Raw genomic sequence first — 21,342 nt, forward strand, 5'->3', positions numbered from 1 at the left:
GCCCTGTCCGCCGCCGTGGCCCTCGCCGGGGCCATGGCGCTGGGCGGGTGCTCGTCCTCGTCCTCGTCCACGAGCGAGCCCGAGCTGAAGGTCGACGGGGCCTTCATGCCGCAGCCGGTGGGCGACATGGCGGGCGGCTTCCTGACCGTCACCAACACGGGAGGTGCGCCGGACAAGCTCACCTCGGTCACCAGTCCGCTCTCCGACGACGTCCAGATCCACAAGACCGAGGACCAGAAAATGCAGCAGGTGAAGTCCTTCGACATCCCTGCCAACGGCGAGCTGAAACTCGAACGCGGCGGCAGCCACATCATGTTCATGGCCATCAAGGAGCAGCCGAAGCAGGGCGAGAAGGTGCGGATAGAGCTGCACTTCGAGAGGTCGGAGCCGATCACGGTCGACCTGCCGGTGGAAGCCGCCACCCACAACCCGTCGAAGCACTAGGCACTTGGGGGACTGACACACCATGACGGCCACCGCCCCGCGCTTCGGGACCACGTACGTGCTTCAGCTGCTGGTCATCACCGCCGCGCTGCTCGGGACCGTGCTCTCCGGCACGGCGAGCGCGCACGCCGCGCTGACCGGCAGCGACCCGAAGGACGGGGCGGTGGTCGCCACCGCGCCCAAGGGCGTCACGCTCACCTTCTCCGAACAGGTCGCCATGGGGGACGACTCCATCCGCGTCCTGGAACCGAGCGGCAAGCGCGCCGACACGGGCGAGCTGCGGAACCTGTGCGCGGGGGCGGTCGTCAAGTACGGCGTGTTCCTGCACGCCGGGCTGCCGGACGGCACGTACACCGTCGCCTGGCGCGCCATCTCCGCCGACAGCCACCCCATCTCCGGCGCGTTCACCTTCTCCATCGGCGCCCCGTCGCAGACGACCGTCGCGCTGCCGAAGCAGGAGGTGGGCGGCGGAGTCGTCGGGGTGCTGTACGGGATCGCGCGGTACGTCTCGTACGGCGGTTTCATCCTGCTGGTGGGCGGCGCCGCCTTCGTTCTGGCGTGCTGGCCGCGCGGCGCGACCGTACGGCCGCTGCAACGGCTCGTGGTGCGCGGGTGGGTGGCGCTGACGGCGGCCACGCTGGCGCTGTTGCTGCTGCGCGCGCCGTACACCTCGTCGGGTGCGCTCGGCGACGTCTTCGACCTGGGCGCCCTGAGCCCGGTACTGGACACCAAGACGGGCGCGGCGCTCGTCTCGCGGTTGCTGCTGCTCGGCGCGGCGGCGCTGTTCGTGGCGGTGCTCTTCGGCGCGTACACCAGTCGCGAGGAGGAGGCCGAGAAGAAGGACCTGACCTTCGGGCTCGCGATCGGCGGGACGGTGGTCGCGGCCGGGATCGCGGGTACGTGGGCGCTGTCCGAGCACGCCTCGGCCGGGCTCCAGCCGGGCGTCGCGATGCCCGTCGACATCCTGCATCTGCTGGCGATGGCCGCCTGGCTGGGCGGCCTGGCCGCGCTGCTGGTCGCCCTGTACCGGGAACCGTCGATCGAGCGGACGGCGGTACGGCGGTTCTCGCGGGTCGCGTTCGGGTCCGTGGTCGTGCTGGCCGCGACCGGGATCTACCAGTCGTGGCGGCAGGTCGGCTCCTGGTCGGCGCTGACCGGCACGGCGTACGGGCGGCTGCTGCTGCTGAAGGTGGGGCTGGTCGCCGTCCTGGTGGGGGTGGCGTGGGTCTCGCGGCGGTGGACACGGCGGCTGGCGGAGACGCCCACCCTCCTCCCCGAAGGGGAGGAGGAACAGCCGCTCATCGCGCCCGACGACGTACCCGAGGACCTGTCCGAGGAGCGCGCCGCCCAGCTGGCCCGCCAGCGGGCCGCCCTCGCCACCGCCCGCAAGAGGCGCGCCCGTGACGCCGACCCCGAGCGCGCCGGGCTGCGGCGTTCCGTGCTCGCCGAGGCGGCCGTGGCGGTGGTGCTGCTCGCCGTGACGACCGTACTGACGACGACCGAGCCGGGCCGTACGGTCGAGGAGGCGGGCCGTACGCAGGCGTCGTCGTCCTCGCCCGCCGTTCCGGACCGGCCCCTCGACCTGACGCTGCCCTTCGACACCGGCGGCGCCGTCAACGGCAAGGGGACGGTACGGCTCACCCTCGCCCCCGGCCGCTCCGGCGGCAACGCCATGCACGTGTACGTGACCGGCGCGAACGGGCGGCCCCTGGACGTACCCGAGCTGAAGGTGTCCTTCACCCTGGAGTCCCAGCAGATCGGCCCACTGCCCGTCGTACCGGACCGGGTCACGGCCGGGCACTGGACGTCGGCGGGCGTGCAGATCCCGATGCCGGGCGAGTGGAAGCTCCAGGTGACCGTCCGGACCTCCGACATCGACCAGACCACCATCGACAAGAACGTGAAGATCGGCTGACCTGACCGTGAGCACCGAGAACCTCGACATCTCCAGGCGCAAGCTGCTCGGGACCGTCGGCGCAGCCGGCGCGACCGGGCTGGTGCTGGGCGCCGCCGGTGGCGCCGCGACCTACGCGGCCGCCGGTTCGCAGTCCGCCGGCGCGGCGCTGGCGACCGTCGGCTCGACCGCGGTGCCGTTCCGCGGCACGCACCAGGCGGGCATCCTCCAGCCGTTGCAGGCGCGCGGGCACCTGCTCGCCTTCGACCTGGCGCCGGGCGCGGGGCGCAAGGAGGCCGTCGCGCTGATGCGCCGCTGGTCGGCGGCGGCCGAGCTGCTGATGGCGGGCAAGCCGGTCGGCGGCGACGGGGACACGGGCGTGGCCCTGGACGCGGGCCCCTCGTCCCTGACGGTCACCTTCGGGTTCGGCGCCTCCTTCTTCGACCGTACGGGGCTGGTGGCGCGGCGCCCGACGCAGCTGGACCCGCTGCCCGCCTTCTCGTCCGACCGGCTGGACCCTCGGCGGTCGAACGGCGACCTGTGGGTGCAGATCGGCGCCGACGACGCGCTCGTCGCCTTCCACGCGCTGCGCGCCCTCCAGAAGGAGGCGGGCGCGGCCGCGAAGGTGCGCTGGCAGATGAACGGCTTCAACCGCTCGCCGGGCGCCACCGCGCACCCGATGACGGCCCGCAACCTGATGGGCCAGGTCGACGGCACGGGCAACCCCAAGCCGTCCGAACCCGACTTCCAGGAGCGGATCTTCGTCGCGGCGGGCGGGGAGCAGCCGTGGATGACGGGCGGTTCGTACGCCGTCGTCCGCCGGATCCGGATGCTGCTGGACGACTGGGAGAAGCTGCCGCTGAGGCAGCAGGAACGGGTGATCGGCCGCCGCAAGTCGGACGGGGCGCCGCTGACGGGCGGGACCGAGACGACGGTGCTCGATCTGGAGAAGACCGGTCCGGACGGGAAGCTGGTCATCCCGGACAACGCGCACGCGCGCATCTCGAAGCCGGAGCAGAACGGCGGTGCGGCGATGCTGCGGCGCCCGTTCTCCTTCCACGACGGGATCGGGCCGGACGGGACGCCGGACGCGGGGCTGCTGTTCATCGCCTGGCAGGCCGATCCGCTGAAGGGCTTCGTACCGGTGCAGCGGAAGCTGGACCGGGGCGACGCGCTCTCGCCGTTCGTCCGGCACGAGGCGAGCGGTCTGTTCGCCGTGCCGGCCGGGCCGGGGGAGGGCGAGTACGTGGGGCAGCGGCTGCTGGAGTCGTAAACCCGGCCGGAGCATTAGGGTGACCGGTATGTCGGCCACTCGCTATACGTATCTCGGTCCCGAGGGCACCTTCACCGAAGCCGCCCTGCGTACGCTCCCGGAAGCCGCCACGCGGGAGCTCGTGCCGATGGTGTCCGTGCCCGCGGCGCTGGACGCCGTCCGCAACGGGGAGGCCGCCGCCGCCCTCGTACCGATCGAGAACTCGGTGGAGGGCGGGGTGACCGCGACCCTCGACGAGCTGGCGTCGGGCGAACCGCTGATGATCTACCGCGAGGTGCTGCTGCCGATCGCGTTCGCGCTACTGGTGCGGCCGGGCACCAAGCTGTCCGACATCAAGACGGTCACCGGGCACCCGGTCGCCCAGCCGCAGGTGCGCAACTGGCTGCGGGCACACCTGCCCGAGGCGGTGTGGGAGTCGGCCGCCTCGAACGCGGACGGTGCGCGGCTGGTGCAGGAGGGGCGGTTCGACGCGGCGTTCGCGGGTGAGTTCGCGGCGGCGACGTACGGGCTGGAGGCGCTGGTCACCGAGATCCACGACGCCGAGAACGCGGAGACCCGGTTCGTGCTGGTGGGCCGGCCGGCCCGGCCGGCGGCGCCGACGGGCACGGACAAGACGTCGGTGGTCATCTGGCAGCGCGAGGACCACCCGGGTGCGCTGCTGGAACTGCTCCAGGAGTTCGCGGCGCGCGGGGTCAACCTGATGCTGCTCCAGTCCCGGCCGACGGGCGCGGGGATCGGCAACTACTGCTTCGCCATCGACGCCGAGGGCCACATCGCGGACCGGCGGGTCGCCGAGGCGCTGATGGGGCTGAAGCGGATCTGCGCGAACGTGCGGTTCCTCGGGTCGTACCCGCGGGCGGGTGCGACGGCCGGGGACGTGACCCCGCTGCGGCCGGGGACGTCCGACCAGGACTTCACGGCGGCGTCGGACTGGCTGGCGCGGTGCCAGGACGGCCGGGCCTGATCGTCCGTACGTCCTGCCCACAGAAGTTATCCACAGGGCTGCTTCTCGACCTGGGGACAAGTCGACAACGCAACCGGGCGAGGTCGACAAATCACCCTAGGTATCTCAGGACGCCTCAGGTGGCAGCAGAGTGCTGCAGGTCGACCGTGTCACCTCAATTCCGTCGATCAACTCTTTAGGGCGAGAATTTCCCACCCGAATGAGTGTGTGGGTCGGGTTTGATCAGGGAATCCAGGGTGTCGACGCATCATTCGGAATGATCAATTCCCAAGCCCGGAGAAGCCCACAGAGGATCCGCACAGCCTGTGGATAACTTGCGGGAACCGGCGGCATCTGTGGACAACGTCGCTCGCTCGACGTGAGCCGGTGCGGTTTATTGATCGTTCGGAGGAGGCTCGCACGGGGAATTCCCCCTGCATTCACCGTGCTACCCCCGGGGGATAAATTCCGGCAATTAGGGCAAAGCGACACGGAAAGCCCGCACGGCATATCGGCTGGGGTGACACGAGCCCGCACCGGTAGCCTGGTGGGGTGATTGACCTTCGCCTGCTCCGTGAGGACCCCGACCGTGTTCGCGCCTCCCAGCGCGCCCGTGGAGAGGACGTCGGCCTCGTCGACGCCCTGCTCTCCGCCGATGAGCGGCGCAGGTCGTCCGGCGTCCGCTTCGACGAACTCCGCTCCGAGCAGAAGGCGCTCGGCAAGCTGATCCCCAAGGCGTCCCCGGAGGAGCGCGCGGAGCTGCTGCAGAAGGCCGAGCAGCTGAAGGCGGAGGTCAAGGCCGCCGACGCCGCCCAGAACGAGGCGGACGAGGAGACCAAGCGGCTGCTGCTCCAGCTCGGCAACCTCGTCCACGAGGACGTTCCGGTCGGCGGCGAGGAGGACTTCGTCGTCCTGGAGACCCACGGCACCATCCGGGACTTCGGCGCCGAGGGCTTCGAGCCCAAGGACCACCTGGAGCTGGGCGAGGCGCTGGGCGCCATCGACGTCGAGCGCGCCGCCAAGGTCTCCGGCTCCCGCTTCTACTACCTGACGGGTGTCGGCGCGCTGCTGGAGCTCGCCCTCGTCAACGCGGCGATCGCGCAGGCGACGGAGGCCGGGTTCATCCCGATGCTGACGCCCACGCTGGTCCGCCCGCGCGCCATGGAGGGCACCGGCTTCCTCGGCCAGGCCGCCGAGAACGTGTACCACCTGGAGAAGGACGACTACTACCTGGTCGGTACGTCCGAGGTGCCGCTGGCCGCGTACCACATGGACGAGATCCTCGACGCGGACAAGCTGCCGCTGCGGTACGCCGGCTTCTCGCCGTGCTACCGGCGCGAGGCCGGCACGTACGGCAAGGACACCCGGGGCATCTTCCGGGTCCACCAGTTCGACAAGGTCGAGATGTTCTCGTACGTCGCTCCCGAGGAGGCCGAGTCCGAGCACAAGCGGCTGCTGGAGTGGGAGAAGCAGTGGCTGACGTCCCTGGAGCTGCCGTTCCAGGTGATCGACGTCGCCACCGGTGACCTGGGCTCCTCCGCCTCGCGCAAGTACGACTGCGAGGCCTGGATCCCGACGCAGGGCAAGTACCGCGAGCTGACGTCCGCGTCGAACTGCGACAGCTTCCAGGCGCGGCGGCTGTCGGTGCGCATGCGCGACGGCAAGAAGGTCCAGCCGCTGGCGACCCTCAACGGCACGCTGTGCGCCGTACCGCGCACGATCGTCGCGCTGCTGGAGAACCACCAGCAGGCCGACGGCTCCGTGCGGGTCCCTCCGGTCCTGCGCCCCTACCTCGGTGGCCGGGAAGTCCTGGAGCCCGTCTCCAAGTGACCTCGTTCCCCTACAAGCTGATCGCGACCGATCTCGACGGGACACTGCTGCGTTCCGACGAGACGGTCTCGCAGCGCACGCGTGACGCGCTCGCCGCCGCGACGGCGGCGGGCGCCGCGCACATCGTCGTCACCGGCCGTGCCGTTCCCTGGACCCGCCACATCCTGGACGACCTCGGGTACGACGGCCTCGCCGTCTGCGGCCAGGGCGCCCAGGTCTACCACGCGGGCGAGCACCGGCTGCTGACGTCCGTCACCCTGGACCGTCAGCTCGCGGGCCTCGCCCTGTCCAAGCTGGAGGCCGAGGTCGGCCCGCTGGCCATCGCCGCGAGCCGCGACGGCCTGGACGGCGAGGTCCTGGTCGGCCCCGGCTACCGGGTCCAGGAGGGCCCGCTGCCGTACCTCCCCTACGAGGACCCGGCCGACCTGTGGTCCGCCCCGCTCAACAAGGTCTACATCCAGCACCCGGAGCTGGACGACGACGCCCTCGCCCAGGCCGCCCGGCGGACGGTCGGCGGCCTCGTGGACGTGGTGATGGCGGGCGCGGGGGTCGTCGAGATCCTCCCCCTGGGCCTCAGCAAGGCCACGGGCCTGTCGTTGGCGGCCCGCCGGCTGGGCGTGAAGGCGGCGGACACGATCGCGTTCGGGGACATGCCCAACGACATCCCCATGTTCGCCTGGGCGCAGCACGGCGTGGCCATGGCCAACGCCCACGACGACCTCAAGGCCGTCGCCCACGAGATCACGGCCTCGAACGAGTCGGACGGCATCGCGGTGGTACTGGAACAGCTCCTGCGCGCCTGATTTCCGTTGCGGGCAGGTCGTGCCGCTGCCCCCGCCCTTCCCGCTGTGGGCAATCGTGCCACTGACCCCGCCCCGCCGCTGTGGGCAATCGTGCCGCTGCCCCCGCCCTTCCCGCTGTGGGCAATCGTGCCGCTGGGGCGGCACGGGTGGGCACAGCGGCACACACGGGCGGGCGCCCTTGACGCGGTTCCCCCCCCCCCGGGCGGGCGCCCGTGACCGGGTGACCGGACCGGTGCGGTGCCCTTACCACGGTGCCCGACGGCGCGGTACCCGACAGCGCGGCGCCCAGCCACGGCGCCGCGCCGTCGAACCCGTACCGCTCAGAAGTTGATCATGTGGCCCGCCAGCCCGTGCACGGCCTCCTTCACGGCCTCGCCCAGCGTCGGGTGCGCGTGGACGTTCCGCGCCACCTCGTGCACCGTCAGGTCCCACTGCTGCGCCAGCGTCAGCTCGGGCAGCAGCTCCGTGACGTCCGGCCCGATCAGGTGCGCGCCGATGATCTCGCCGTACTTCGCGTCGCTGATCAGCTTCACGAACCCGGTCGTGTCGCCCAGCCCGTGCGCCTTGCCGTTCGCCATGAACGGGAACTTCGCCACCTTGACGTCGTAGCCCTGCTCCCGCGCCTGCTCCTCCGTCCAGCCGAAGCTGGCGATCTGCGGCTGGCAGTACGTGGCGCGCGGGATCATCACGTACTCGAGTTCCATCGTCTCCGCGCCCGCGATCGTCTCCGCGGCCACGACGCCCATCGCCTCGGCCGTGTGCGCGAGCATCAGCTTCGCCGTCACGTCACCGATCGCGTAGATGTGCGGCACCGACGTCCGGGACCGCCCGTCGACGTCGATCGCGCCGCGCTCGGTGAGCTTCACGCCCGTGTTCTCCAGGCCGTACCCCTCGACGTTCGGCGCGAAGCCGATCGCCTGGAGCACCTTGTCGGCCTCCAGCACCTGCTGCTTGCCGTCCTTGCCGGTCACGGTCACCCGCACCTGCGGGCCGGACTCGTCGATCGCCTCGACCCGCGTCGACGTGAGGACGTCGATGCCGAGCTTGCGGTACTGCTTCGCCAGCTCCGCCGAGACGTCCTTGTCCTCCAGCGGCGCCACCCGGTCGAGGAACTCGACGATGGTGACCTTCACGCCGTAGTTGTGGAGCACGTACGCGAACTCGATGCCGATCGCGCCCGCGCCCGCGATCACGATCGACTGCGGCAGGCCGTCGGCGAGGATCTGCTCCTCGTACGTGACGACCCGCTCGCTGCGCCGCGTACCGGGCAGCAGCTTCGGCGTGGCGCCGGTCGCGATGATGCAGTTGTCGAACGAGATCGTGGTCGTCGTGCCGTCGGTGAGCGCGACCTGCATCGTGTTCGCGTCCAGGAAGGTGCCCCGGCCGGTGAACTCGGTGATCTTGTTCTTCTTCATCAGGAAGTGGACGCCCTTGACCCGGCCGTCCGCGACCGTGCGGCTGCGCCGGAACGCCTCGCCGTAGTCGAAGGAGACCTGGCCGTCGACCTTGATGCCGTACGTCTTCGCCTCGTGCGTGAAGAGGTGCGCCAGTTCGGCGTTGCGCAGCAGGGCCTTGGTGGGGATGCAGCCGACGTTCAGGCAGACACCGCCCCAGTACTTCTCCTCGACCACCGCGACCCGCTTGCCCAGCTGGGCGGCGCGGATGGCGGCGACGTATCCGCCGGGGCCTGCTCCGAGTACGACGACGTCGAAGCGGTCTGACATGGCTTGCTCCCCAGGGTGTGAGTGAGTGCGGATGTGCCCACAGTAATCCTGGAGGCAAGTTGTAGGATGACTGGGCAACCGGGCGAATGGGCGAAATGGAGTAGGGGCCACATGGTGTTGAAGGCCGCGGGACGGACCTCCCTCGTCGACGCGGTCGTCGAGCAGCTCCGGGCCCAGCTCACCGACGGCGAATGGGCCGTAGGCGACCGCATCCCGACCGAGCACGAGCTCGCCGAGCAGCTCGGCGTCGGCCGCAACACCGTCCGTGAGGCGGTCCGCGTCCTGGTCCACGCCGGCCTGCTGGAGTCCCGGCAGGGCAACGGCACGTTCGTACGCTCCACCGCCGACCCCGCCGCCGTGCTGCGTTCCGTGCGGGCCGCCGGCGCCCTGGACGTACTGGAGCTGCGGATCGCCCTGGAGACGGAGGCGGCACGCCTCGCGGCCGTCCGGCGCGACACGCACGACCTGCTGCGGCTGCGCGCCGCGCTGGCGACGCTGCGCGAGGAGGGCGACCGGGACGCGGACGCCGACCTGGCGTTCCACCGGGCGGTGGTCGAGGCCACGCACAACGCCGCGTTCACCGAGGTGTACCGGTTCTTCTCCGTGCAGGTCCACGAGAGCCTCGTCGAGTCGCTCGGCGACCGCGAGATGCCCGCGATCGACCTGGACGCGCACGAGGCGCTGGTCGTGGCGGTCGAGGCGGGCGACCCGGACGCGGCGGAGGCGGCGGTGCGCGAGCTGCTGCGTGTGCCCATGGAGACGGTCAGGGCGATCGTCGGCGCCCGCTGAAAACCCCCTCTATAGATACGTTGTTGAGAAAGGTGCTTGTTTTGTCACGCCCGGATGCCGATCAGCTGCTCTTCGACGCGGAGGCTCGGGCCGAAGCCGATGTCCGGCCCTCGCCGCAAGGCGCCGCCGCGCGGCGGGCGTTGCTCGCGCACCCGGTACTGCTGCTCGTCGGGATCGTGCTGGCCTCGCTGAACATGCGGGCGGCGCTCGCGAGCGTGTCGCCGCTGGTCGGCGAGATCAGCGCGAGCTTCGGCCTGTCGTCGACCGCGAGCTCGCTGGTCACCTCCGTACCGGTGCTGTTCCTCGGCGTGGGCGCGCTGGTCACGCCCTGGCTCGCGCGGCGGCTGGGTACCGAACGGGTGCTGGTGGGTGCCCTGTTGCTGCTGGCCGTCGGCATCCTCGTCCGCGTACTGCCCTCCCTGTACGCGCTGTACGGCGGCGGTGTTCTCGTCGGGACGGCGATCGCGCTGCTCAACGTCCTGATGCCCGGGCTGATCAAGCGGGACTTCCCGGACCGGGCCGCGTCCATGACGTCCGTCTACACGGGCGCGATGATCGCGGGCGCGACGGTGGTGGCGGCCGCGTCGGTGCCGCTGGAGCGGGCGTTCGGGGGCAGTTGGGAGGCGTCGCTGGCGTTCTGGTCGCTGCTCGCGGCGGTGGCGGCGGTGGCGTGGCTGCCGCAGGTGCTGATCGCCCGGGAGCGGCGCACGGGGCGTGAGGTGCGGGTGGTTCCGGGGGCTGCCCCTACCGGCCGGAGCGTCTGGCGCTCGGCGCTGGCCTGGCAGGTCACCCTCTTCATGGGCCTGCAGTCGCTGTGGTCGTACGTCCTGATCGCCTGGCTGCCGACGATCTTCACCGACCAGGGCATGAGCCGCTCGACGGCGGGCGTCGTCTTCGCCTTCAACAACCTCGTCCAGGTGGCCGGCGCGTTCCTGGTGCCGCTGCTGGCCGGCCGGATGCGCGGCCAGCGCCCGCTCGTCGCGCTGGTCACCTCGCTGGTCGCGGCGGGGTACGCGGGGCTGATGGTCGCCCCGGTGTCCGGCGCCTGGTTGTGGGCGGCGGTGCTCGGCGTCGGCCAGGGCGGTGCCGTGGGGCTGGCGCTGACGCTGATCGTGCTGCGCAGCGGGGACGCGGTGACCGCCTCGCGGCTGTCGGGGATGGCGCAGACGGTCGGTTACCTGCTGGCGGCCGCCGGTCCGCTCGCGGCGGGCGCGGTCCACGAGGCGACGGGCGGCTGGACCGTGCCGATCGCCCTGGTGCTGTGCGTGTGCGTGGCGGCCCTGGCGGTGGGCCTGCTGGCGGCGCGCGACCGCAAGCTCTAGTCCCGGTCCTTCCTACGGCGCCATCTGCGCCGGTGCTCGCGGCGGGCGCGGCTGAAGAACCAGCCCGCCGGCGGCTCGTCGGAGCGCCACGGCTGCGGCTCGGGGGGCCGGCCGCGCCAGCGGGCGGCGAGCATCCGGGCCCGGGCGGACGGCTCGGTGGTCTCGGCGGAGCGTATGAAGTCGTTGTCCAGCTCGACGTCGTCCCACGGGTCGTCCCGGGAGCCGTCGGCGTCGCGGTCAGCGGCCATGGTTGCCTCCTCCGTACGCCAAGTGTGCCCACCGGATTGTCAGAACGGTGTGAGGAAGGCCGAAGGGCCCTCCACGCGCGCGTGAAGGGCCCTTACGTACGTACGCCTACTCGTCGCCCGCCAGCGTCAGCGTCCGCAGCTTCTGCCCGGCGTACCAGGTCGCCGCCACCGTCACACCGGCCAGCAGTGCCACCGCGACCGGCAGGCCCACGTCCGAGGCGACCAGCCCGTCCCCCGTCACCTTCTCGGCGACGGCCAGCGCCCACTGCTGGACGCTCAGGGTCTTGGCGCCCTCGATGAGGCTGCCGAACAGGGTCTCCCACACCAGCGCGTAGACGAGGCCGATGACGACCGCGTGGCGGCTGACCGTACCGAGCAGCAGGAACAGCGCGCTGTACGCGATGGAGGCCACGAGCGCGGCGACGGTGTAGGCGACCGCCACCTGCTGGCCGTTGCCGTTGAGGATCATCCCGGCGAGGAAGGTGGGGACCGCCGAGAACACCATGGTCACGGCGATGGCCACGGTCAGTTTGGTGAGGATGATCGTCGGCCGTTTCACCGGCTTGGCGAGAAGGTAGACGATCGAGCCGTCGTCGATCTCGGGCCCGATCGCGCCCGTTCCGGCGATGACACCGATCAGCGGCACCATCGTGGCGAGCGCGAACCCGCCCAGGACGTCGGCGGCGATCTGGTCGTCGGCGCCGTTGAAGCCCCGGACGGCGGCCGCGATGAGCAGCAGCAGGCCGGGCAGGACGAAGAGGATCGCGGCCCGGCGGCGGCCGAGCAGGGCCCGGTAGGTGAGCCGGGCGACTGTGGGGTTGTACATGGTGGAGGGATCCCTTCAGGCCGACGCTCAGGCCGCGACGAGGTACGAGAAGACGGACTCGAGGGACTCGTCGGAGGGCGAGACCGTCAGCAGCCGGATGGAGTGTGCCCGGGCGACCCGGGGCAGCAGCTCGGTGAAGCGTCCGAAGTCCACGGCCTGGATGCGCAGGGCGCCCTCGGTCATGTCCACCTCGATGCCGGCCGTCGACGGGTCGGCGATCAGCGCGGCCGCCAGGGCGCGGTCGTCGCTGGACCGTACGAGATAGCGGTGTGGCCGGTCGGTCATCAGGCGCCGGATGCGGCGGAAGTCGCCGCTGGCCGCGTGCCGTCCGGCGACGATCACCTCGATGTGGGAGGCGAGTTGCTCGACCTCCTCCAGGATGTGCGACGAGAACAGGACCGTACGGCCCTCCGCGCCCATCCGCCGCAGCAGCTCCATCAACTGCATGCGCTGACGCGGGTCCATGCCGTTGAACGGCTCGTCCAGCAGCAGCACGGACGGTTCGTGGACGAGGGCCGACGCCATCTTCACGCGCTGCCGCATGCCCTTGCTGTACGTGGCGATCTTGCGGTCCTGCGCGTACTCCATCTCCACCGTGGCCAGCGCTTTTTGCGCCTCCGTCGCGCCCAGGCCGTGCAGCTCGGCGTTGGCGACGACGAATTCGCGGCCGGTGAGGAAGTCGTACATGGCCTCGCGCTCGGGCACGACACCGATCTGCCGGTAGACGGACTCACTGCGCCAGATCTGCTGCCCGTCGAGGGTCACGGACCCGGTGGAGGGGGCGAGGAAGCCGCCCATCATGTTGATCAGGGTGGATTTTCCGGCGCCATTGGGGCCGAGGAGTCCGGTCACTCCGGGACCGATGGTCATGGTGACGTCGTTGACGGCCACGACGTTCCCGAACCACCGTGAGACGTGGTCGATGTTGAGCGTTGTCACAGCCCGACCTTTCGGTAGCGGCGCATCAGGACGGCGTAGGAGCCCGCGATGAGCGCGAGGACGACCAGCAGGTAGACCACGCCCACCCCGGCGTCCGGTCCGGCCCCGCCGGGGAAGGACGACGTGGCGCCCAGGAAGGCGGTCTGTACGCCGTCGGCGAGCGTGATCGGCGAGAACAGGCCCAGCCACTCCACGGCGCCCGGCGAGCCGGTGCTCCAGGCGATCGCCTGGAGGATGGAGACGGCGGCGTAGGAGATGGTGAGGGCGGCGATGACGGCGGCGACGCCGAAGCCGCGGCGTGGCGTCAGCGCGGCCATGACCAGGCCGATTCCACCGAACAGGAGCGAGAGCAGAGCCACGGAGACCAGTCCCTGTGCGAAGCCCTGGGTCTGGTCGGCGAAGTCCATCTTCGCCAGCAGCGACCCGATGTAGAGGATGAGCAGCGGCGAGGCGGTCAGGATGAACAGCGCCGACGCCATCGCGCCGTACTTGGCGAGGACGTAGTCGACGCGCTCGATGGGGCGGGAGAAGTACAGCGGAACGGTCTTGAAGCGCAGGTCGCGGGAGACCGACTGGGGTGCCTGCGCGGCCAGGTACAGCCCGATGACGGCCTGCGTGAAGATCGCGTACCGCGTGTAGTCCAGCGGCAGGTCCTTCAGCTTGGTGGCCACCGCCACGGCGACGACGACCAGCGCGGGGATGCACATCACCGCGAAGAGGATCATCGGCAGCACCTTGGACTTGGCGCTGCGGCCCAGTCCGTACGCGCCGCGCAGCGACTGCGAGAACAGCGAGCGGCGCGCATAGGCACGGCCGAGGCGCGGTCCGTCGTAGTCGCGGTAGCCGATGTTGTGGATCCGGGTCTCCGCGTGCGGGGTCTTGGTGCTCATCGAGCGTGCACCTCCTGGGCTTCCTGCGGCTGAGCGGCGGCCTCCGGGCGGAAGACCTCGGCGATGTGGTGGCGGCGCTGTTCCATCCGTACGAGGCCGAGTCCCAGGTCGGCGACGGTGTCGCGCACGGTGTCGTACGTCTCCTCGCCGGTGGCTTCGAGCAGCAGGATGTGGCCGGCGCCCGGCAGACCGTCCTCCACGCGCGCGTGGAGGGTGATGCCGGCCGCGGTGAGGGCCTTGCGGAGGGCGGCCGTGCCGTCGGGGTGCCTGTCGGTGTCGGTGACCTCGACGGCGAGGGTGGTGGTGAGCTGGGTGAAGTCGCTGGTGGAGCTGGAGCGCAGCAGCGTCCCGCCGTCGATGACGACGACGTGGTCGCAGGTGCGTTCGAGTTCGCCGAGGAGGTGGGAGGTGACCAGGACCGAGATGCCGAAGTCCGTGTAGACGCGGCGGATCAGGCCCAGCATCTCGTCGCGGCCGACCGGGTCGAGGCCGTTGGTCGGCTCGTCGAGGAGGACCAGCTGCGGGTCGTGGACCAGGGCCTGGGCGAGCTTCACGCGCTGTTTCATGCCGGTCGAGTAACCGCCGATGGGGCGGTAGCGCTCCTCGTACAGCCCGACGTGGCGCAGCGTGTCGGCGGTGCGCTCGCGGGCGGCGGTGGGAGGCAGGCCGGACATGCGCGCCATGTGGACGACGAACTCGGTGGCCGAGACGTCGGGCGGCAGGCAGTCGTGCTCGGGCATGTAGCCGACCCGCTCGCGGATGGCGGCGCCGCTGGTGGCGACGTCGAGGCCGAGGACTTCGGCCCGGCCTTCGGTGGCGGGGGACAGACCCAGCAGGATCTTGATCATGGTGGACTTGCCGGCTCCGTTGGCACCCACCAGTCCGGTCACACCGGGCCCGATGTCCAGGGAGAGCCGGTCGAGAGCGGTCACCCGCGGGAACCGCTTGCTGAGGCTTTCGGTCGCGATCACAGTCACGCCTTCGACGGTAGTGGCGCACACCACAGCGGGCGTCAGCCCTGGCGGCTGGTTCCGCGTCCGACTCCAGGCGTACGGGCCCGTAGGGGGACCCACCCACGGTGGGGGTGCGGGCCGGGTTTTCCACAGGGCGTGCACGGCTCTTGACGCAGCCGCCGAGCATTGTCACATTCATCAGTGTCAAGTTACGGACGCGTAGCGCGCCTACCGCACGGGACGGACTGGTGGCATGGGCTCTGTTGGGACAGCTGAACGCACCACGGAAGAGCTGCGCGGGTTCAGGGAGGTGCAGCGCCTGGCGTACGAATGCGCCGAGGCGGTCGCCGCGCAGCTCAAGCCGGGCGTGACGGAGCGCGAGGCGGCGCGGATGCAGCGCGAGTGGCTGCGCGGGCGGGGCGTACGGGACTGGTTCCACCTGCCGTTCGCCTGGTTCGGCGACCGCACGGCGTTCGTGAACTTCCGGATACCGCTGCAGTTCTTCCCCACGAACAAGCGGCTGGAGGCGGGGATGCCGTTCATCCTCGACATGGCCCCGGTGTACCAGGGCTTCACCGCCGACATCGGGTACTCGGGCTGCCTCGGCCTCAACCCCGTCCACGACAGACTGCTCGCCGACCTGCGCGAGCACCGCGAGCTGATCCTGCGCGAGGTGCGCGAGCGCCGCCCGCTGCGGGAGATCTACGAGGACGTGGACCGGCTGATGGTGCGGCAGGGGTACGCCAACCGGCACCGCGCGTATCCCTTCGGCGTCATCGCCCACAAGGTCGACCGGGTCAAGGAGCGCCGCTGGTCGCCCACACTCTTCGGGTTCGGTACGCAGTCGCTGAAGGGGCTGGCGAGCGACGCCCTCCATGGCCACCGCGACGGCTGGTCGCCGCTGTGGTCCCCGTACACCTTCTCCGACCACCCCCCGCAGCCCGGGCTGTGGGCGGTCGAGCCGCACCTGGGCTTCAGGGGTACGGGCGCGAAGTTCGAGGAGCTCCTGGTGGTCACCGACTCCAGGGATCCCGAGCAGAGCGCGTTCTGGCTGGACGACGATCTGCCGCACGTGCGGCGCTGGGCGGAGGGACTGTGATGGCGGATCTGCTGGAGGGCGCCCGGGAGCGCCGCGTCCGTACGGGCGGGATCGAGCTGTGCGTCGCCGAGCTGGGGGACGCGTCGCGTCCGACCGTCGTGCTCGTCCACGGCTACCCGGACTCCAAGGAGGTGTGGTCCGAGGTCGCGGCCCGGCTGGCCGAGCACTTCCATGTGGTGCTGTACGACGTGCGTGGCCACGGCCGCTCGACGGCACCGAAGCCGCTGCGCGGCGGGTTCACGCTGGAGAAGCTGACGGACGACTTCCTGGCCGTCATCGACGCGGTGAGCCCCGACAGGCCGGTGCACCTGGTCGGGCACGACTGGGGGTCGGTGCAGTCCTGGGAGTTCGTCACGGTCCGGCGCACCGAGGGGCGGATCGCCTCCTTCACCTCGATGTCCGGTCCGTCCCTGGACCACTTCGGGCACTGGATCAAGCAGCGCATGACCCGGCCCACCCCGCGCAGGGTCGGTCAACTGCTGGGCCAGGGCGCCAAGTCCTGGTACGTGTACCTGCTGCACACGCCCGTACTGCCCGAGCTGGCCTGGCGCGGGCCGCTCGGCAAGCGGTGGCCGCAGCTGATGCGGCGCGTCGAGAAGGTGCCCGACGACGGCTACCCGACCTCGTCGCTGCCGGCCGACGCGGCGCACGGCGCCTGGCTCTACCGGGACAACGTCCGGGCGCGGCTGCTGCGCCCGCGCACCGACGCGTACGCCCACGCGCCCGTGCAGCTGATCACGCCGACCGGTGACGCCTTCCTGTCGGAGCGGCTCTACGACGAGCTGGCGACGTGGGCGCCGCAGTTGGTGCGCCGTACGCTGCCGGCCAAGCACTGGGTGCCGCGCACCCGGCCGGACCAGCTGGCCGCGTGGATCACCGAGTTCGCGACGGCGCATGAGGACCAGGGCGGCGGTATGCCGGCGCCGGTGGCGGCGGGGCGGCGGTACGCGGACCGGTTCGGTGGGCAGCTGGTGGTGGTCACGGGCGCGGCGAGCGGCATCGGGCGGGCCACGGCGTTCGCGTTCGCCGAGGCGGGCGCGCGCGTGGTGGCGGTGGACCGGGACGCCGAGGGCGCGGCCCGGACGGCCGAACTGGCCCGGCTGATCGGCGCCCCGGACGCCTGGGGCGAGGTGGTGGACGTCAGCGACGAGCAGGCCATGGAGAAGCTCGCCGAGAAGGTCGCCACCGAGTACGGCACGGTGGACGTGCTGGTGAACAACGCGGGGATAGGCCTGTCGGGCCCCTTCCTCGACACGACGAGCGACGACTGGAAGAAGGTCCTCGACGTCAATCTGTGGGGCGTCATCCACGGCTGCCGGATCTTCGGCCGTCAGATGGCCGAGCGGGGACAGGGCGGCCACATCGTGAACACGGCGTCCGCCGCCGCCTTCCAGCCGTCCCGGATGCTGCCCGCGTACAGCACCTCCAAGGCGGCGGTGCTGATGCTCAGCGAGTGCCTGCGCGCCGAGCTGGCCGGCCGGGGCATCGGGGTCACGGCGATATGCCCGGGGATCGTGAACACCAACATCACCGCCACCGCGCGCTTCGCCGGGGTGGCGGAGGACGAGGAGAAGCGGCGGCAGAAGAAGACCGCCCGGCTGTACGGGCTGCGCAACTACCCGCCGGAGAAGGTAGCCGACGCGATCCTGCGGGCCGTCGTGCGGAACGAGGCGGTGGTGCCGGTGACACCGGAGGCGCATGGCGCCCGGCTGCTGTCCCGGCTGGCGCCGGGGGCGCTGCGGGCGCTCGCCCGGCTGGAGGCGAAGCTGTGACCGGGCGGACCACGGCCGCGTCCCGGTCCCGGTCCGCGTCCCGGTCCTGGTGGCGGCCGTACCATCCCTCGCAGGGCGGTTCCGGGTAGCAGGGAGCGGGTGTGGACGAGCAGGCGGCACGGATACCGGCGGCCGAATACCGGATCGAGGACCTGGCGCACCACAGCGGCGCCACGGTCCGGACCATCCGCGCCTACCAGGACCGGGGGCTGCTACCCAGGCCCGAGCGGCGCGGCAGGGCCAATGTGTACGGCGACGCCCATCTGGCCCGGCTGCGGCAGATCGCCGACCTGCTCGACCGCGGCTACACCCTGGCGTCCATCAAGGAACTGCTGGAGGCCTGGGACGCGGGCCGGGGCCTGGGCGGCGTCCTGGGGCTGGTCGCCGAGGTGCACGGCCCGTGGACGGACGAGGAGGCGGACCGGATCACGCGCGCGGAGCTGGTCGCCACCTTCGGCGGAATGCCGGACGAGAAGGCGGTGGAGGAGGCCATAGAGCTCGGCGTGCTGGAGCGCATCCCGGGGCGCGACGACGAGTTCCTGGTACCGAGCCCCCAGGAGCTTGCCGTGGCAGCCGAGTTGTACGCCGCCGGAGTACCGCTCCTGGCAATCTCCGGCCACCTCAGGGAACTTCGCGGCCAGGTGGAACACATCGCCAACCGCTTCCTGGAGTTCACCATGGAGCACGTCTTCGCGCGCTACCTCGGCCACCGGCCGCCCACGGACGCGGACGCGTCGGAGGCGGCGAGCATGGTGCGACGGCTGCGGCCGCTCGCCCAGCAGACGGTGGACGCCGAACTGGCCCGCGCGATGCGTACGTTCGCCACCCGGCACCTCCAGCAGCACCTGTCACCCGACGGGCCGCCGGTGAAGGGCGACGAGACCACGCCGGTGGCCCTGCCCGCATCGACGATTCGAGCCGTCCACAGCCTTGTTGGCCCTCAGAACGCGTCGGAGTTCATCGTGGCGGCGACTGAACGAGAGGTGCAGGCAAGGACATTGGACGCATTGGCCTCAACTCATAACGAAACGACCAGAGTCGACCAAGACATGTGAAAAGACACGGACGTTGTCCACAGAATCGCCAATTCACCTGTGGATAACGTGGGTTGCTTGTGGATCAAACCTACGAGCCGGAATTTCCGTGGCAACGGCAGCGTGATGCCTGACACGCTCAACGCATGGATGAAAGACGCACCGTAAAGGTGTCGAAGTACCTCGCGAAACACCTGCGCCACCAGCCCGAGCGGATCGGACTGGTCCTCGACCCGAACGGCTGGGTCGCGATCGAGGACCTGTTGCGGGCGGCCGCCGAGCACGGCGTACGGATCAGCCGCGCCGAGCTGGAACACGTCGTCGCCGTCAACGACAAGCGGCGCTTCACGATCGACGGCGACCGGATCCGCGCCAACCAGGGCCACACCGTCGACGTCGACCTGGATCTGCCGCCGGCCGTCCCGCCCGCGTACCTGTACCACGGCACCGTCGCCCGCAACCTGCCCACGATCCGCGCCGAGGGGCTGCGCCCCATGGCCCGCCACCATGTCCATCTGTCGCCCGACCGCGAGACGGCGGCTCGGGTCGGCGCGCGGCGCGGCCGGCCCGTCGTGCTGTCCGTGGACGCCGGTGCCATGCACCGGGACGGCCATGTCTTCCGCGTCAGCGCCAACGGGGTCTGGCTCACCGACGCCGTACCGCCCGCCTACCTCCGGTTTCCCGGCTGACCGCTTGCCCGGCCGGCGTCAGCGCAGCTGCGCGAGGGCCTCCGTCGCGATCCGCTCGAACAGCTTCTCGTCGGCGGCGAACATCGTGTCCGCGATCGGCGCATGGATGACGATCTCGGTGAAGCCCAGCGCGGCATGCCGGCCCGCGAAGTCGACGAAGGCGTCGAAGGACTCCAGCGGCCGGTCCGGGGTGAACCCGGTCAGCAGGATCTTGTCCAGCTCCGCCGCGTCCCGCCCGGCGTCCGCGCACGCCTTGCCGAGCTTGTCCATCTGCCCCCGCAGGGCCTGACGCGACTCCTCCGGCGTACCCGTCCCGAACAGCTTCGGGTCGCCGGTCGTCACCCACGCCTGCCCGTGCCGCGCCGCCAGCTTCAGCCCCCGCGGCCCCGTGGCGGCCACCGCGAACGGCAGCCGCGGCCGCTGCACGCACCCGGGGATGTTCTGCGCCTCACCCGCCGAGTAGAACGCCCCCTCGTGCGTCACCGTCTCCTCGGTCAGCAGCCGGTCCAGCAGCGGCACGAACTCCGCGAACCGGTCCGCCCGCTCGCGCGGCGTCCACGCCTCCTGCCCCAGCGCCGTCGCGTCGAACCCGCTGCCTCCCGCACCTATGCCCAGCGTGACCCGGCCGCCGGAGATGTCGTCCAGCGAGATCAGCTCCTTGGCGAGCGTGACCGGATGCCGGAAGTTCGGCGAGGTCACCAGCGTGCCCAGCCGTATCCGCTCCGTGGTCGCGGCCGCCGCCGTCAGCGTCGGAATCGCGCCGAACCACGGGCCGTCCCGGAACGGCACCCGCCACGACAGGTGGTCGTAGGTGTACGCCGTGTGGAAGCCGAGCCGCTCGGCCCGCAGCCACGCGTCGCGGCCGCCGTCGTGCCAGCGGCGGGAGGGGAGAATCACGGTGCTCAGACGCATGGAACGAGCCTACGGTGCCCCACTGACAACCCCGGCATGGCTCAGATGTGCGGCTATCCGCACGCCCGTGCACCCCCGTACGGGACAATGGACGGCGTGACCTCAGCGACCTCTCCCCGGCCCCGGCCCACGGCACATCGACGTCCCCGGTTGATCGCCACGGACCTGGACGGAACGCTCCTGCGCGACGACAAATCGGTCTCCGACCGGACGATCTCGGCACTCGCCGCCGCCGAGGAGGCCGGCATCGAGGTCTTCTTCGTCACCGGCCGCCCCGCCCGCTGGATGGGCGTCGTCAGCGACCACGTCCACGGCCACGGCCTGGCCATCTGCGCCAACGGCGCGGCCGTCGTCGACCTCCACTCCGGCGGCAAGCTGCTGGAGGTCCGGCCGCTGGAGCGGGAGACCGCCCTCCACGTCGTACAGACGCTGCGCCGCGAGGCGCCCGGCACCGCCTTCGCGGTCGAGCTCGCCACCGGCTTCCACTACGAGCCCGACTACCCGCCCTTCTGGCTCGACCCCGTCGCCACCGTCGCCCCCGCCGAGAAGCTCCTGCACGAGGAGGAGCCCGGCACCGGCGCGCCCGTGCTCAAGCTGCTCGCCCACCACGCCGACCTGACGCCCGACGGCTTCCTCGCCCTGGCCCGTACGGCCGCCGGCGACCGGGCGAGCATCACCCGCTCCAGCCCCAGCGCGCTGCTGGAGATCAGCGGCCTGGGCGTGTCCAAGGCCAGCACGCTCGCCCTGTGCTGCGCCGAGCGCGGCATCTCCGCCGACGAGGTGGTGGCGTTCGGGGACATGCCGAACGACATCGAGATGCTGTCCTGGGCGGGCCGCTCGTACGCGATGGGCAACGCGCACCCGGACGTGGTCGCCGCCGCCTCCGGCCGGACGGTCGCGAACAACGAGGACGGCGTCGCGCGCATCATCGAGGACATCCTCGGCAGTCACTGACTCC

At 71.3% G+C, this 21,342-nt stretch carries 20 protein-coding genes; 13 read left to right on the forward strand and 7 right to left on the reverse strand.

Annotated elements, in window-relative coordinates:
• Positions 1-33 precede the first annotated feature (33 nt).
• From BKD26_RS21165 to BKD26_RS21190, 6 genes are all read left to right on the forward strand, one after another.
• Entirely contained in the window at positions 34-444 is a 411-nt protein-coding gene (locus BKD26_RS21165) for a copper chaperone PCu(A)C (RefSeq protein WP_107417950.1), read from the forward strand.
• 22 nt (positions 445-466) lie between these two features.
• Positions 467-2,359, forward strand: a complete 1,893-nt coding sequence (locus BKD26_RS21170) for a copper resistance protein CopC (protein ID WP_084900512.1) — start codon at positions 467-469, stop codon at positions 2,357-2,359.
• A gap of 7 nt (positions 2,360-2,366) precedes the next feature.
• Positions 2,367-3,611 carry an iron uptake transporter deferrochelatase/peroxidase subunit gene (efeB, locus tag BKD26_RS21175; RefSeq protein ID WP_241518762.1) on the forward strand — a complete coding sequence of 415 codons (1,245 nt, stop codon included), beginning with the start codon at positions 2,367-2,369 and terminating at the stop codon, positions 3,609-3,611.
• Between the two features lie 28 nt (positions 3,612-3,639).
• Positions 3,640-4,575: a prephenate dehydratase gene (pheA, locus tag BKD26_RS21180; RefSeq protein WP_084900516.1), complete on the forward strand. Its 936-nt coding sequence runs from the start codon at positions 3,640-3,642 to the stop codon at positions 4,573-4,575.
• Positions 4,576-5,106: 531 nt separating this feature from the next.
• Entirely contained in the window at positions 5,107-6,384 is a 1,278-nt protein-coding gene (gene serS / locus BKD26_RS21185; protein ID WP_084900518.1) for a serine--tRNA ligase, read from the forward strand.
• Complete coding sequence (locus BKD26_RS21190) at positions 6,381-7,187, forward strand: HAD family hydrolase (protein WP_084900521.1); 807 nt, start codon at positions 6,381-6,383, stop codon at positions 7,185-7,187. The genes serS and BKD26_RS21190 overlap by 4 nt, the downstream gene beginning before the upstream one ends.
• 320 nt (positions 7,188-7,507) lie before the next feature.
• Here BKD26_RS21190 and lpdA read toward each other — a convergent pair whose 3' ends face one another.
• Positions 7,508-8,911, reverse strand: coding sequence for a dihydrolipoyl dehydrogenase (gene lpdA / locus BKD26_RS21195; RefSeq protein ID WP_084900523.1), 1,404 nt, complete (start codon positions 8,909-8,911; stop codon positions 7,508-7,510).
• Positions 8,912-9,022: 111 nt separating this feature from the next.
• Between lpdA and BKD26_RS21200 the strand changes: the two genes are divergently transcribed.
• Together BKD26_RS21200 and BKD26_RS21205 are read left to right on the forward strand one after the other, a co-directional pair.
• Positions 9,023-9,700, forward strand: coding sequence for a FadR/GntR family transcriptional regulator (locus tag BKD26_RS21200; RefSeq protein ID WP_084900526.1), 678 nt, complete (start codon positions 9,023-9,025; stop codon positions 9,698-9,700).
• A 41-nt stretch (positions 9,701-9,741) separates the two neighbouring features.
• Positions 9,742-11,022 (forward strand): MFS transporter, encoded by a 1,281-nt coding sequence (locus BKD26_RS21205; protein ID WP_084900528.1) that lies wholly within the window; start codon positions 9,742-9,744, stop codon positions 11,020-11,022.
• Here BKD26_RS21205 and BKD26_RS21210 read toward each other — a convergent pair.
• From BKD26_RS21210 to BKD26_RS21230, 5 genes are all read right to left on the reverse strand, one after another.
• On the reverse strand, positions 11,019-11,270 hold the full coding sequence (locus BKD26_RS21210) for a hypothetical protein (protein WP_084900531.1): 252 nt from the start codon (positions 11,268-11,270) through the stop codon (positions 11,019-11,021). The genes BKD26_RS21205 and BKD26_RS21210 overlap by 4 nt on opposite strands.
• Positions 11,271-11,376: 106 nt before the next feature.
• The gene (locus BKD26_RS21215) at positions 11,377-12,096 is read right to left on the reverse strand and encodes an ABC transporter permease (protein ID WP_084900533.1); all 720 of its coding nucleotides are present in this window, start codon (positions 12,094-12,096) and stop codon (positions 11,377-11,379) included.
• A 27-nt stretch (positions 12,097-12,123) separates the two neighbouring features.
• The gene (locus BKD26_RS21220; protein WP_084900535.1) at positions 12,124-13,035 is read right to left on the reverse strand and encodes an ABC transporter ATP-binding protein; all 912 of its coding nucleotides are present in this window, start codon (positions 13,033-13,035) and stop codon (positions 12,124-12,126) included.
• Positions 13,032-13,925, reverse strand: coding sequence for a hypothetical protein (locus BKD26_RS21225; RefSeq protein ID WP_084900537.1), 894 nt, complete (start codon positions 13,923-13,925; stop codon positions 13,032-13,034). Before BKD26_RS21225 ends, BKD26_RS21220 begins: the two co-directional genes overlap by 4 nt.
• On the reverse strand, positions 13,922-14,896 hold the full coding sequence (locus BKD26_RS21230) for an ABC transporter ATP-binding protein (RefSeq protein WP_084900540.1): 975 nt from the start codon (positions 14,894-14,896) through the stop codon (positions 13,922-13,924). Before BKD26_RS21230 ends, BKD26_RS21225 begins: the two co-directional genes overlap by 4 nt.
• 235 nt (positions 14,897-15,131) lie before the next feature.
• Between BKD26_RS21230 and BKD26_RS21235 the strand changes: the two genes are divergently transcribed.
• The 4 genes from BKD26_RS21235 to BKD26_RS21250 all read left to right on the forward strand — a co-directional run bounded on the left by BKD26_RS21235 (position 15,132) and on the right by BKD26_RS21250 (position 19,472).
• Positions 15,132-15,977, forward strand: coding sequence for a M24 family metallopeptidase (locus tag BKD26_RS21235; protein ID WP_084900542.1), 846 nt, complete (start codon positions 15,132-15,134; stop codon positions 15,975-15,977).
• Positions 15,977-17,749, forward strand: a complete 1,773-nt coding sequence (locus tag BKD26_RS21240; protein WP_084900545.1) for an SDR family oxidoreductase — start codon at positions 15,977-15,979, stop codon at positions 17,747-17,749. The genes BKD26_RS21235 and BKD26_RS21240 overlap by 1 nt, the downstream gene beginning before the upstream one ends.
• Before the next feature lie 101 nt (positions 17,750-17,850).
• Positions 17,851-18,804, forward strand: a complete 954-nt coding sequence (locus BKD26_RS21245; protein WP_084900547.1) for a MerR family transcriptional regulator — start codon at positions 17,851-17,853, stop codon at positions 18,802-18,804.
• Between the two features lie 125 nt (positions 18,805-18,929).
• Positions 18,930-19,472 carry an RNA 2'-phosphotransferase gene (locus BKD26_RS21250; protein ID WP_084900550.1) on the forward strand — a complete coding sequence of 181 codons (543 nt, stop codon included), beginning with the start codon at positions 18,930-18,932 and terminating at the stop codon, positions 19,470-19,472.
• A gap of 18 nt (positions 19,473-19,490) precedes the next feature.
• On the opposite strand, the gene BKD26_RS21255 is transcribed toward BKD26_RS21250, so the two are convergent.
• Positions 19,491-20,384 (reverse strand): LLM class flavin-dependent oxidoreductase, encoded by an 894-nt coding sequence (locus BKD26_RS21255; RefSeq protein WP_084900553.1) that lies wholly within the window; start codon positions 20,382-20,384, stop codon positions 19,491-19,493.
• Positions 20,385-20,471: 87 nt separating this feature from the next.
• Here BKD26_RS21255 and BKD26_RS21260 point away from each other — a divergent pair, with 87 nt between their 5' ends.
• Positions 20,472-21,338, forward strand: a complete 867-nt coding sequence (locus BKD26_RS21260) for a Cof-type HAD-IIB family hydrolase (RefSeq protein WP_107417936.1) — start codon at positions 20,472-20,474, stop codon at positions 21,336-21,338.
• Positions 21,339-21,342: the final 4 nt, after the last annotated feature.

This window comes from Streptomyces sp. CB03238, assembly GCF_002099185.1.
Classification (GTDB): domain Bacteria; phylum Actinomycetota; class Actinomycetes; order Streptomycetales; family Streptomycetaceae; genus Streptomyces.